Below are 12,008 nucleotides of genomic sequence, written 5' to 3' on the forward strand. Positions count from 1 at the left end.
GGGGTCAGGGCTCCTTGCAGGTGACTTGTCGATCCTGCGGAGCCTGACCGAGGGAGATGAACCCGCCGTGAAAGCCGGGGAAAGGCCCTCAGAACTCCAGGAGCTCCTCGCGGACCCGCCGGAACTCGGCCTCCAGCAGATCCAGGGCCTGGCCCACCTCGGTGGCGTAGGAGACGGCCTCGGCCGCCGCGGGCCGGTTGAAGCCCTCGGCGAGCAGATGGTCCATCAGCGTGCGCAGCGGCTCGTACACCTCGTACGGGTCCAGCACCACGATCGGCTTGGTGTGGAAGTTCAGGCTGCGGGCCGTCCAGACCTCCAGCAGCTCCTCCAGCGTCCCGATCCCGCCGGGCAGGATGAGGAACCCGTCGGCCCGCCGGTCCATCTCCGCCTTGCGCGAGCGCATGTCGGGGGTGCGGATCAGCTCGTCGTTCTCGGTGTCGGCGCCCTCCTGCGAGTCGGGCATGCCCGCCGGGACCACCCCGACGGTCCGGCCGCCCTCCGCCCGTGCCGCCCTGGCGATCGCGCCCATGCAGGACCTGGTGCCCCCGCCGGTGACCAGGGTGTGGCCCCGCCGCGCGAGCTCGGCGCCCACCGCGGCCGCCACCTCGACGTGCTTGGCGTCGATCCGCGTGCTCGACGCGCAGAAGACGGTGATCGTCATGGGCACCGCGGGCTCCTCCTCGTCCTTCGGCCTGCCGGTTCCAGGATCATAGAACCGGCGGCCCGGAATCCCGGCCGGCCCTTCGCTCATTCCGAGGGGATGACCTCGCAGTCGTCGTTGCTGGTGTCGGCGTTCTTCGACTGCGGCTCCCACTGCAGGCCGGTGGCCGGAACGTCGACGAAGGCGTAGGTCTCCCCCGCCTCGAGGCAGTTGTCGTGGTCCTTGCCGGCCTTCGTGCCGCCCAGGTCGGTGACGACGAAGCCGCGCCCGGGGTCGAGCGTCACCTTGACGGTGAAGTCGCCGGTGCGCTTGGCGCGGAAGGGCGCGTCGATGGGCAGGACCCACATGCCCGAGGGCTTCTGCTCCACCAGCGCCTGGTCGCCCTTGTCGGCGTTCTCGTCCCATCCGTCGATGTAGACGGTGGTGTTCGGTTCGATCTGGCGCAGCGCGGTGTCCTCGACGGAGCAGCCCGCCGCCAGGCCCAGGACCGTCAGTACCGCGACGGCCGGCATTTTCTTACGCGTCATCATGATCTCGAAATCATTCCATAGCTAACATCCATCTATATAGAAGACAAAGATGACGATTAATCGACAATTCGCCTACAGGTCCTTGCCCGGGAACACCTGAAGGTCGGGCGACGGAGGGACCTTCGCCCCTGAACGCCGGAAGGCACGGATTCCATGCTGGAAAACGAGCCGCCCGTTCCAGTGAGGAGACCTCGTGACCGTCTTGGTGAGCTACGCGACACAGCACGGATCGACCAAGGAGATCGCCGAACGCGTCGGCGAACGCCTGCGGGCGGCCGGGGTGGCGGCCGAGGTCCGCGCCATGACGGAGGTGCGGGACCTCCAGCCCTACGACGCGTTCGTCCTCGGCAGCGCGGTCCACGACCAGGCCTGGCTGCCGGAGGCCTCCGACTTCCTCGGCCGCCACCACGCCGTGCTCGTCGAACGGCCGGTCTGGCTCTTCAGCGTCGGCATGCCCGCCGCGCTGCGCGGGCCGTGGAAGAAATTCGCGACCAAGGAGGAGGCGGCGCTCTCGGCCGAGCTGCGCAAGTCGCTGCAGCCGCGCGGCCACCGCTTGTTCTCCGGGGTCTTCCGCGCCGAGCACATCCCCCGCCCCGGCCGCCTGCTCTTTCGGGTCGTGGGCGGCCGGTACGGCGACTACCGCGACTGGGCGGAGATCGAGGCCTGGGCGGACGAGGTGGCCCGCCGACTCGTCACCGTCCCCTGAACCTCGGCAGGGGCGGCGTCGTCCCCGCCGCTCACGTGCCCGCCTCCTCCGCGGCGGCGGTCTGGACCTGGGCCTCCAGCTCGCCCTGCCGGGACCCCCGGTGGGCGTCGACGACGATCTGGACGACCTCGTCGGGATCGTCGGTGAGGTACAGCAGTTCCGGGTCCTCCGGGGAGACCGTGCCCTCGGCGACCAGGGTGCCGCGGAACCAGTCCAGCAGCGGCGTCCAGAAGGCGCGTCCGACGAGGACGATCGGGAAGCGGGTGATCTTTCCGGTCTGCACCAGGGTGAGCGCTTCGAACAGCTCGTCCAGGGTGCCGAACCCCCCGGGCAGCACGACGAACGCCCGGGAGTACTTGATGAACATCGTCTTGCGGACGAAGAAGTAGCGGAACGAGATGCCGATGTCGAGGTGCTCGTTCAGCTTCTGCTCGAACGGCAGCTCGATGCCCAGGCCGACGGACAGGCCCTCGGGGTTGGCGCCCTTGTTGCCCGCCTCCATGATCCCGGGGCCGCCGCCCGTGATCACCGCGTACCCGGCCGCCGCCAGGCCCCCGCCGATCCGCTCGGCCAGCTCGTAGTACTCCGAGCCGGGCTTGAGCCTGGCCGAGCCGAACACGCTGACCGCCGGTCCCACCTCGGCCAGCAGGCCGAAGCCCTCGACGAACTCCGACTGGATGCGCAGCACCCGCCAGGGGTCCTGGTGCAGCCAGTCCACCGTGCCCCGGGTGTCCAGCAGCCTCTGGTCGTAGGTACTGCCCGGCAGCGCCTTGCCGCTCAGCACCGCGGGGCCCTGCCGGTGGCTCCTCTTCCGCATCTCATCCATCCGATCACGGTAGCCGCCGGGCGGCTCCGTCGGGCCGAGCGCGGAAGTAAGCTCGGTGAACATGGATCTCTCGATGGACGTGGCCGAGCTGACGCGCACCCTGGTGGACATCGAGTCGGTGAGCGGCAACGAGAAGGCGGTCGTCGCGGAGATCGAGGCCGGGCTGCGGGCGCTGCCCTGGCTCGAGGTCGTAAGGGACGGCGACACCCTGGTCGCCGCCACCCGCCTGGGCCGCGCCGAGCGGGTCGTTCTGGCCGGCCACACCGACACGGTGCCGGTGAACGGCAACCTGCCCTCCCGGGTGGACGGCGACACCCTGTGGGGCCTGGGCGCCTGCGACATGAAGGGCGGTCTGGCCGTCCTGCTGCACCTGGCCGCGGTCCTGGAGGAGCCCACCCGGGACGTGACGTTCGTGGCGTACGAGTGCGAGGAGGTCTCCGCCGACCGCAACGGGCTGAAGCGGCTGGCCGAGACCCGGCCGGAGCTGCTGGCCGCCGACTTCGCCGTGCTCATGGAGCCCACCGACGGAGAGGTCGAGGGCGGCTGCCAGGGCACCGTCACGGTGGAGGTGACGGCGCGCGGGGCGCGGGCGCACACCGCGCGCTCCTGGATGGGCTCCAACGCCATCCACGCGATGAAGCCGCTGCTCGACCTGCTGGACGGCTACGAGGCGCGCCGCCCCGTGGTCGACGGCATCACCTACCACGAGGGGCTGAACGCCGTCTTCGCCCGCGCCGGCATCGCCCGCAACGTGGTGCCGGACGAGTGCGTGGTCTCGGTGAACCACCGTTTCGCGCCCGACCGGGACCTGGTGGCCGCCGAGGCCTGGCTGCGGGAGCTGTTCGAGGGCCGCGGCTACGAGGTCGAGGTCGTCGACCGCAGCGAATCGGCCCGTCCGGGGCTGCTGCACCCCGCCGCGCAGGACTTCGTCCGGGCCGTCACGGGCCTGGAGCCCGCCGCGGCGGTCGAGGCCGGACGGGTGCGGGCCAAGCTCGGCTGGACCGACGTGTCGCTGTTCTCCGCGCTGGGCGTCCCCGCCGTGAACTACGGTCCCGGCGACCCGACTCTCGCCCACCACAAGGACGAGCGGGTCTCCCTGGACTCGGTGCGGTCCTGCGAGCGGCGCCTGCGCGCCTGGCTGTCCTGAACTGTGGCGGGAAAAAGGTACGGTCTGGTCATGGGTTGGCGGGGCTTGTCCATTGTCGTCGTGGTGGTTCTGGTGATCGGCCTCGGCGGCTACCAGCTGTTCTCCAAGATCGACAAGGCTTTGATGGGTGAGGGCTGCTCGGCCACGGCCGAGGGCGGCGAGATCCAGCTCGAGGTGCCGCAGGCGGCGAACGCCGCGACGATCGCGGGGGTCGCCCACCGCGAGAAGCTCCCCCGGCGCGCGCTGGTGATCGCCTACGCGACGGCCGAGCAGGAGTCGCACATCGAGAACCTCGCCTACGGCGACCGCGACTCCGTCGGCATCTTCCAGCAGCGCCCGTCCCAGGGCTGGGGCACGCCCGAGCAGCTCCAGGACCCGGTGTACGCCGCCACCCGCTTCTTCGCCGCCCTGGTGAAGGTGGAGGACTACACCGAGCGGGAGGTGCACGACGCCGCCCAGCGCGTCCAGCGCAGCTTCGACGGCAGCCTCTACGCCCAGCACGAGACGATGGCCGAGATCCTCACCACCGGCTTCGCCGGGGAGTCCCCCGCCGCGATCACCTGCTGGTATCCGGTGAAGGCGGACGCCGCCGCCCCCCGGCCCGCCGAGGCCGTCAAAGAGCTGCGCCGCACGTTCGGCGACCGGTTCGCCCTGGAGGGGCAGGCCATCGGGCTTCCCGAGAAGGCGTCGAAGGCCACCGGCTGGTCGGTGGCGACCTGGGCGATGGCCCATGCCAGGACCTACGGGTTCACCCGGGTGCGGCACGGCGGGTACAGCTGGACCCCCGAGGAGGGCGAGGACGGCTGGGTGAAGGACGCCTCCGCCCCCGCAGACCGCGTGCTCCTCGACTGACTCGCCGCCCGGAGGGGACAGCCCACGGACCGTCAGAAGACCAGGACCGGCTTGATCGCGTCTCCCCGGCCCGCGGCGGCGACCGCCTCGTTGATCTCGGCGAAGGCGTAGGTGCGCACCATGCGTTCGACCGGCAGCCGGCCCTGCCGGTGGTACTTGATCAGCTCGGGGATGAAGCGCTGCGGGATGCCGTCGCCCTCGATGGAGCCGCGGACGCCCCGGCCGTTCATCAGCGCCATCTGGTCGAGTTCCACCGGGTTGCGCTGCCCCTTGAACCCCAGGGTGACGCATTGCCCGGGGCTGGCCAGCGACTTCACCGCGGCCTTCACCACGTCCGGGTGGCCGACGCACTCCACCGAGTAGTCCATGGCGCCGCGCGGCGCGTCGGCCGGGTCGACGGCCTCGGTGGCGCCCAGCTCCAGCGCCAGGGCGCGGCGGGCGGGGTTGGGGTCGATCGCGATGATCCGGTCGCAGCCCGCGATGTTCGCGGCCATGACGGCGCTGAGCCCGACCGCGCCGAGCGCGAAGACGGCCAGGGCCGAGCCCTTCTCCGGCTTGAGCACGTTGAGGACGGCTCCCGCGCCGGTCTGCACGCCGCAGCCGAGCGGGGCGAGGAACTCGAAGGGCAGGTCCTTGGCCACGCGGATGACGTTGCGCTCGCTGGTGAGGGTGAAGGTGGCGAAGGAGGACTGGCCGAAGAAGCGTTCTCCGACGTAGTTCAGCTCCAGGAAGCGCGCGCAGTAGGCCATGCGCCCACGCGAGCAGTTGGCGCATTCGCCGCACCAGGAGTAGCTGAGCACGACGTGGTCGCCGGGCTCGACCGCCCCGACGTCGTTTCCGACGGCCTCCACCACGCCGGCGCCCTCGTGGCCGAGGATCTGGCCGGGCACGATGGGCCGGGCCGCGGTCACGAGGTCGGTGTGGCAGACGCCCGTGGCGACCAGCCGGACCAGGACCTCGTCGGGCCCGGGCTCGGAGATCTCCCGCTGGCGCAGCTCGAAGGGCCCGCCGGGGGCGCTGAGGTCGGCGACGGTAACGGCGTAAGTCATGGCTTACTTATAGCCGATGCACTCTCCGCCGACTTCAGGTAGGCGGGGTTGGCCACGGCCAGCTTCGCCGCCGTCGCCTCCAGCAGCGCCGCGCGGACCTCCTCGTACCGCTCGTCCAGTTCCCCCGCGCGGATCGCGCGGGCCAGCTCCGCGTCGGAGCCGAAACCCAGCGCGGCCAGGCGCTCCCGGTGCTCCTCGGCCTGTGCGGGCCCGTCGGCCAGCTCCCGCTCGACCATGGCCAGCAGGTTGGCCGCGACCAGCGCGTGGAACCGCTGCCGGCCGGAGGCCGCGGGCAGGACGTCCCGCTCCAGGAACTCCCTGACGGACTCCACCAGCTGACCCGCCGTGGGCACATCGTGCGGTCCGGGCATGGCGCGCTCTCCCTTCACGAGACAGAATGCGATTCTAGTCACAGGAGGGTGAAGCCATGAGCTTTGAGGTACCGGCGTCGGTGCGGCCGCTGCGGGACGCGGTCTACGCGTTCATGACCGAGCGGGTGGAGCCGAACGAGAACGCGCTCCACCAGGGGGACGTGGACCTGCTGCGCTCCCTGCAGCGGGAGGCCAAGGCCGAGGGCCTGTGGGCGCTCGGCCACCCGAAGGAGATCGGCGGGGGCGGCCTGCCGTTCCTGGACTACGTCTACGTCAACGAGATCCAGGGCCGCAGCGAGTACGGCCAGATCGTCCTGGGGACGTACACGCTCCAGGACTCGCTGATGCTGCACAAGTACGCGGCCCGGACGCAGCGGGAGCGCTTCCTCCTGCCGCTGGTCCAGGGCGACATCTCGCCCAGCTTCGCCATGACCGAGCCGGGCATCTCCAGCTCCGACCCGACGCAGCTCCAGACGACGGCCACGCTGGAGAACGGCGAGTGGGTCATCCGGGGCCGCAAGTGGTTCACCACCGGCGCGGAGCGGGCCGCGTACACCACCGTCATGTGCCGCACGGAGGAGAACGCGAGCCCCTACCTGTCGTTCAGCATGATCCTCGTGCCGACCGACACCCCCGGCTACACGATCGTCCGCGACACCCCGGTCCTCGGCCTCCACGACGGCCACTACGAGGTGTTCTACGACGAGGTCCGGGTGCCGGAGGAGAACCTGCTCGGGCCGCGCGGCCACGGTTTCGTCATCGCCCAGGAGCGGCTCGGGCCCGGCCGGATCTTCCACTGCATGCGCTGGCTCGGCCAGGCCCAGCGCGCCTTCGACCTGATGTGCGAGCGGCTGCACCAGCGTGAGGCGTTCGGCGGCCCGCTCGCCGGCAAGCAGCTGCTGCAGCAGCACGTCTTCGAGTCCTACTCCGAGATCCAGGCCGCGCGGCTGCTCACCCTGCACGCCGCCCACAAGATCGACTCCGGGGACCAGGCCCGGGTGGAGATCGCCGCGATCAAGGTGGCGGGCGCGCGGATGCTGCACAACGTCATCGACCGCGCCATCCAGGTGTACGGCGCCGAGGGCCTGACCGAGGACACCCCGCTGGACCGCATGTACCGGCACGCCCGGGCCGGCCGCATCTACGACGGCCCGGACGAGGTGCACATCAGCCGGACCGGCCAGCGCATCCTGAAGGAGTACGAGAAGGGCGGCCGCTGGACGTTCTGACGTCCGGGCGCCCCCTCAGGCCAGTGCCTGGAGCAGGTCCCACTCGTTCTCCGCGACCCGGCGGCCGAGCGCCGCGAGTTCCACCGAGCGCTCGCCGCCGGTCAGGTGGCGGTGGGTCTGCAGGGCGCAGATGACGCCCCAGCGGAACACGCCGAACAGCTCCCACCAGCGCACCGCGTCCCGGTCGACGGCGGTGCCGGAGGCCTCCTCGTAGGCGGTGACGAGCTGCTCGTACTCGCCGAACCCGCCGACGGGCAGGGGCGAGCCGAACCGCCAGGCCTTGGCGCACAGCCAGCCCAGGTCCTCCAGCGGGTCGCCCAGGTGGGACAGCTCCCAGTCCAGGACGGCCCGCACCCCGTCCGGGCCGATCATGAGGTTGCCGTTGCGGAAGTCGCCGTGCACGACGACCCGGCGGACGGCGTCCGGACGGTCCAGCGACAGCCGCCGCAGCGCCAGCTCCAGCGCGGGGTAGGGGGTGCCGAGCCCGTCCAGGATCCGCGCCCAGGCCTCCAGCTGGTCCTCGTCCGGCAGGTCCGGCACGGCCTCCGGCGGGATGCGGTGGATCGCCGCGAGGATCCGCCCGCACTCGGCGGCCAGCCCCTCCCTGGCCCCGGCCAGCTCGGGGGCGCGCAGGACGCGGCGCGGGATCGTCTCGCCCTCGACGAAGGGCATCACGATGTACTCGGGTTCGCCCGAGGATCCGTCGCCCGCCGCGATGACCTCCGGCACCGGCGCGCCCGCCGCGCGCGCCGCCCGCATGAGCGCCGCCTCCCGGGAGAGCGGGCTGCTGGCCTCGCTCGCGCCGGGCGTGGCCAGCCGCAGGACCAGCCGGTGCCGCTCGCCCGCCTCGGTCACCGCCTCGAACACGCTGGTCAGCCGGGACGCCCCGCCGCTGTCGCGGCGCAGCCCCTCGACCCGCACCCCGGGCCCGTAGGCCTCGGCCAGGCCCGCCAACACGGGCCGAATCTCATTCGGTAGCTCCTCCACGGCGGCCATGTTAGGCGCGCGACCCGGCGGGGAGAAGGGGCTCAGACGTCCGCAGAGAACCACATGGCGCGCAGCACGGCCCTGGCCATCGCCGCCGCGCCCCTGGCGTTGGGGTGGAGGGGCGCGCCGCGCCTGGCCGGGAAGAAGGGCTCGATCCAGCGCTTCCGGTCGTCGCGCTGGCACATGTCGTGGCCAGGTCTGGACATGTCGACGAACACCGCGCCGTTGACCCGCGCCTGGTAGGCGAGCATCGCGTTCAGCCTGCGCTGCGCGTTCCGCACCATCCCGACGTCGCCGCGGGCCAGCGGCACACGCGGATAGCAGCCCCCGCCCGTGGGCGGGACGAGCCTCGGGTAGCCCAGCACGTAGACCTCGGCCAGCGGGGAGCGTTCGCGGATCCGGCGCAGCGCCGCCCCGAACCTCGGCCCCGTCCGGGCGACGGCCCGGGCGAAGGGGTCGCCTCCTTCCTCGCGTCGCAGCTTCCTGCGGCACGGCGCGCCCTCGGAGTCGATGAGGCTGACCAGAGCGCAGGTCTTCCACCTGTCGAAACCGATGTCGTTGCCTGCCAGGGTGAGGGTGACCAGCGTGGTGTTCGGCCTGAGCGCGCTGAGCTGGGGCGGATTCGCGCCCTGCGGGGCGGTCAGGTGGCGCAGGGAGGCGCCCGAGCAGCTCATGTCGGTGAAGCTGCGGGGACGCAGCTTGCGGGCGATCCGTCCCGGATAGTTGAGCGCGGAACGGCGGCACGTCAGCGGCGAGCCCGGACGGATCCGCGAGACGTAGGGTGCCGAGGTGTAGGAGTCTCCGAGCGCCACATAACGCAGGGGCGTACCGGCCTTCGCTCCCGCCGGGACCTGCGAGCCGAGCAGCAGGCAGGCCGCGGCGGTGGCGCACGCCGTGCTCTTGAACGGGAAACCATCGCGCATGGTAACCATTCGAACACTTGAATACGGCGGTTCGGGGGACGATACGACGTGCGGGCCGGAGGCTGCGCCGAGCGGTCGATCCGGCAGAATCCGACGAGGAAGATCGCCGGAGCCATCGGGCCGGGGAAACGAGGAGACGGAAATGCGGATCGGGATCTCGATGATCGAGCGCGGCGGACCTGACGCCCTGGAGCGCTTCACCGCCGACGTGCGTCAGGCCGCCGACGACGGGTTCGCCTCCGTCTGGATGACCCACGTGTTCGGCCTCGACGCGCTGACCGGCCTCGCGATCGCCGGCAGCCGGGTGCCCGGCATCGAACTGGGCACGTCCGTGGTGCCGACCTACCCCCGGCATCCGGCGGCGCTGGCCCAGCAGGCCAGGACCACCGCGCTCGCGATCGGCGGGCAGCGCCTCACCCTCGGCGTCGGGCTCTCCCACAAGGTCGTCATCGAGGACATGTTCGGCTACGACTTCAGCCGTCCCGTCCGGCACATGAAGGAGTACCTGTCGGTGCTCGCCCCCCTCCTGGACGGTCGGCCCGCCTCCTTCTCCGGCGAGACCGTCAAGGCCCAGATCTCCCTGTCGGTCCCGAACGAGGGCCGCGTCCCCCTCGTCATCGCCGCGCTCGGGCCGAAGATGCTGAAGGTCGCCGCCGAGCAGGCCGACGGCACGATCCTGTGGATGACCGGCCCCAAGACCGTCCGCGAGCACATCGTCCCGACCATCAGGGCCGCCGCCGAGGCCGCGGGCCGCCCCGCCCCCCGCGTCGTGTGCATCCTCCCCGTCGGCGTCACCGACGACGTCGAGGCCGCCCGCGCTCGCGCCGGCGAGATCTTCGCGATGTACGGGCACCTCCCGTCCTACCGCGCGATGATGGACCGCGAGGGCGTCGCCGGGCCCGCCGACCTCCCCCTCGTGGGCGACGAGGACACCGTCACCGCCGCCATCGAGGACCTCAGGGACGCGGGCGTGACGGACTTCGTCGCGGGCGGCTTCCTCTCGGGCAAGGACAAGGAGCGCACCCGCGCCCTCCTGAAGTCCCTGCTCTGAGACACGGGCGGAACCGGGCCCGTCCAGAACCAGGTGCCGCTCTCCCGCGTCTACCTGTGAGAAGTCCCGCGGGAGGGTGGCATGACCAGGTTCGAAGTCGTGGTGGATCCGCAGCTGCCCCTCCAGGAGCAGCGGATCCTGAAGAGCGCGCCCGAGGCTCTGTACGGCCCTGTGGAGAAGGTCCCGGAGCCGCGTTTCGGCGGGCGGACGGGACGCGACGCGGTCTTCGCGCTCTGGCAGGCGCCGGTGTGGACGTTCCTGCCCGGCCTCATGGGCACCTTCCACGGCCCCAAGGTCAGGGCGGCCGGGCTGGCCGCCCAGGCCGTGCTCATCGGAGCGCTGTTCTGGCAGGCCCAGCTCGTCTTCACGGCGCTGGTGTTCGCGGTCCTGCCGGCGGCGTGGCTGGTGCTCCTCGCGCTCTGCGGAGAGGACGCGGCGGCCAGGCTCGCCCGGCACCGCCACGGGCACTACGTGCAGTACGGCGACCTCGCCCAGAAGTACCGCTCGCTGCTGTACCGGGCCGTCAAAGCCGTCGAGACCGTCCTGGACTCGGAGGTCAACGCCCAGGGGCTGCTCGACGATGTCCGCAACACCGTCACGCTGCCCGCTCAGCAGTGGGAGATCGCCCAGACGCTGATGGAGCTCGACCGCCTCACCGACGAGCACGAGGGCGCGCGTACCGACGACCCCCGCGTGGCCGAGCTGCTGGCCCCGCAGAAGGAGGTCCTGCGTCTGGCCACCGCGTCGGTGACCGAGCGGATCGCGGCGCTGGAGAGGTACGCCGCGCAGACGCGGGCCGCCGATGACGCGCTGGAGCAGTGGCGGACGATCCAGCGGCTCGCCTCCAACGGCGACGCATACCAGGAGCTGCTGGCCCGCACCGTCCGCGACGAGCTGGCCGTCGCCGAGCTCGGCGGCCTGACCGAGCAGGCGCGGATCGTCGAGGAGGCGCTGCGCGCCAGCGTCGCCAAGGCCCGCCGGGCCGGGCTGTCCCTGGTCCCCGACACGAAGGCGAGCTGACCGATGGCCGAGCGGACCCCCTCACGACACGACCCCAGCGCGGGATTCTCCCGAGGCGGCCACCTGCTGTTCTCCCGCGTCCCCGGCTGGGTCAACGCGATCGGAGCGCTCCTGCTGGCGCTGACGGTCTTCGTGCTGTTCCTGGCCTGGGCTTCGGGAACCTCCTGAGCACCGCTCAGCCGAACCCGAGGACGATCCGCGGCAGCATCAGGCCCATGCCCGTCGTGTACCACCAGAGCACGGCGAGCAGCACCAGCCCCGCCGTGCCGAGGAAGACCCGCCACGGAGGCAGCGCCTTCCACGGTGGACTCCACCGCGTGTGCGGGCTGAACGCCTCCGTCACCGAGAGCCTGCCGAGAAGACCCAGCACGAGCATGCCGGGCCCGGCGAACGGCGCCACCGCCAGCATTCCCGACGTCCACACCACGCCGATCCCCAGCATCCCCACCGACACCACCCCCGCCGCCAGCATGCCCACGGCGAAGAACCCCCGCGCGAGCTGCCCGATCGCGACCACTCCGGTGGCGACCTGCCCGATCGCGACCACCCCGTTCGCGATCTGCCCGATCGCGATGATCCCAGTGGCTTCCTGCCCCACCGCGACGAAGGCGACATCCGATCCGTCGGCCGTGAAGATCCGCATGAGCGGAGCATAA

Annotated in this window: 15 protein-coding genes; 7 read left to right on the forward strand and 8 right to left on the reverse strand. The window is 71.7% G+C overall.

Annotated features, from left to right (window positions below; translation table 11 throughout):
* Positions 1 to 88: 88 nt before the first annotated feature.
* Both ABGB12_RS02895 and ABGB12_RS02900 read right to left on the reverse strand, forming a co-directional pair.
* Positions 89 to 661, reverse strand: coding sequence for a TIGR00730 family Rossman fold protein (locus tag ABGB12_RS02895; protein WP_347674334.1), 573 nt, complete (start codon positions 659 to 661; stop codon positions 89 to 91).
* Between the two features lie 86 nt (positions 662 to 747).
* Entirely contained in the window at positions 748 to 1,188 is a 441-nt protein-coding gene (locus ABGB12_RS02900; RefSeq protein ID WP_347674335.1) for a hypothetical protein, read from the reverse strand.
* A 196-nt stretch (positions 1,189 to 1,384) separates the two neighbouring features.
* Here ABGB12_RS02900 and ABGB12_RS02905 point away from each other — a divergent pair, with 196 nt between their 5' ends.
* Entirely contained in the window at positions 1,385 to 1,897 is a 513-nt protein-coding gene (locus ABGB12_RS02905) for a flavodoxin domain-containing protein (protein WP_347674336.1), read from the forward strand.
* A 31-nt stretch (positions 1,898 to 1,928) separates the two neighbouring features.
* Here the strand turns inward: ABGB12_RS02905 and ABGB12_RS02910 are convergent, their stop codons facing one another.
* Positions 1,929 to 2,714, reverse strand: coding sequence for a TIGR00730 family Rossman fold protein (locus ABGB12_RS02910; protein WP_347675029.1), 786 nt, complete (start codon positions 2,712 to 2,714; stop codon positions 1,929 to 1,931).
* A gap of 70 nt (positions 2,715 to 2,784) precedes the next feature.
* Between ABGB12_RS02910 and dapE the strand changes: the two genes are divergently transcribed.
* Positions 2,785 to 3,870, forward strand: a complete 1,086-nt coding sequence (gene dapE / locus ABGB12_RS02915) for a succinyl-diaminopimelate desuccinylase (protein ID WP_347674338.1) — start codon at positions 2,785 to 2,787, stop codon at positions 3,868 to 3,870.
* Between the two features lie 60 nt (positions 3,871 to 3,930).
* Complete coding sequence (locus ABGB12_RS02920; RefSeq protein ID WP_347674339.1) at positions 3,931 to 4,722, forward strand: hypothetical protein; 792 nt, start codon at positions 3,931 to 3,933, stop codon at positions 4,720 to 4,722.
* 32 nt (positions 4,723 to 4,754) lie between these two features.
* On the opposite strand, the gene ABGB12_RS02925 is transcribed toward ABGB12_RS02920, so the two are convergent.
* Both ABGB12_RS02925 and ABGB12_RS02930 read right to left on the reverse strand, forming a co-directional pair.
* Entirely contained in the window at positions 4,755 to 5,771 is a 1,017-nt protein-coding gene (locus ABGB12_RS02925; RefSeq protein ID WP_347674340.1) for an NAD(P)-dependent alcohol dehydrogenase, read from the reverse strand.
* On the reverse strand, positions 5,768 to 6,142 hold the full coding sequence (locus ABGB12_RS02930) for a DUF6285 domain-containing protein (RefSeq protein WP_347674342.1): 375 nt from the start codon (positions 6,140 to 6,142) through the stop codon (positions 5,768 to 5,770). Before ABGB12_RS02930 ends, ABGB12_RS02925 begins: the two co-directional genes overlap by 4 nt.
* A 56-nt stretch (positions 6,143 to 6,198) precedes the next feature.
* On the opposite strand from ABGB12_RS02930, the gene ABGB12_RS02935 reads away from it, so the two are divergent.
* A complete protein-coding gene (locus ABGB12_RS02935; RefSeq protein ID WP_347674343.1) occupies positions 6,199 to 7,371 on the forward strand; it encodes an acyl-CoA dehydrogenase family protein in 1,173 nt (390 codons plus the stop codon).
* A 15-nt stretch (positions 7,372 to 7,386) separates the two neighbouring features.
* Here the strand turns inward: ABGB12_RS02935 and ABGB12_RS02940 are convergent, their stop codons facing one another.
* Together ABGB12_RS02940 and ABGB12_RS02945 are read right to left on the reverse strand one after the other, a co-directional pair.
* Positions 7,387 to 8,328: a phosphotransferase family protein gene (locus tag ABGB12_RS02940; protein ID WP_347674345.1), complete on the reverse strand. Its 942-nt coding sequence runs from the start codon at positions 8,326 to 8,328 to the stop codon at positions 7,387 to 7,389.
* 71 nt (positions 8,329 to 8,399) lie between these two features.
* Positions 8,400 to 9,281 carry an SGNH/GDSL hydrolase family protein gene (locus ABGB12_RS02945; RefSeq protein WP_347674347.1) on the reverse strand — a complete coding sequence of 294 codons (882 nt, stop codon included), beginning with the start codon at positions 9,279 to 9,281 and terminating at the stop codon, positions 8,400 to 8,402.
* Between the two features lie 142 nt (positions 9,282 to 9,423).
* On the opposite strand from ABGB12_RS02945, the gene ABGB12_RS02950 reads away from it, so the two are divergent.
* The 3 genes from ABGB12_RS02950 (at position 9,424) to ABGB12_RS02960 (ending at position 11,520) form a co-directional block, all read left to right on the forward strand.
* Entirely contained in the window at positions 9,424 to 10,332 is a 909-nt protein-coding gene (locus ABGB12_RS02950; RefSeq protein ID WP_347674348.1) for an LLM class F420-dependent oxidoreductase, read from the forward strand.
* Between the two features lie 81 nt (positions 10,333 to 10,413).
* Positions 10,414 to 11,352, forward strand: a complete 939-nt coding sequence (locus ABGB12_RS02955; protein WP_347674349.1) for a hypothetical protein — start codon at positions 10,414 to 10,416, stop codon at positions 11,350 to 11,352.
* A gap of 3 nt (positions 11,353 to 11,355) precedes the next feature.
* Positions 11,356 to 11,520, forward strand: a complete 165-nt coding sequence (locus ABGB12_RS02960; RefSeq protein ID WP_347674350.1) for a hypothetical protein — start codon at positions 11,356 to 11,358, stop codon at positions 11,518 to 11,520.
* Between the two features lie 7 nt (positions 11,521 to 11,527).
* Here ABGB12_RS02960 and ABGB12_RS02965 read toward each other — a convergent pair whose 3' ends face one another.
* Positions 11,528 to 11,995 (reverse strand): hypothetical protein, encoded by a 468-nt coding sequence (locus ABGB12_RS02965; protein ID WP_347674352.1) that lies wholly within the window; start codon positions 11,993 to 11,995, stop codon positions 11,528 to 11,530.
* Positions 11,996 to 12,008: the final 13 nt, after the last annotated feature.

Source organism: Actinocorallia sp. B10E7, assembly GCF_039871655.1.
GTDB lineage: Bacteria > Actinomycetota > Actinomycetes > Streptosporangiales > Streptosporangiaceae > Actinocorallia.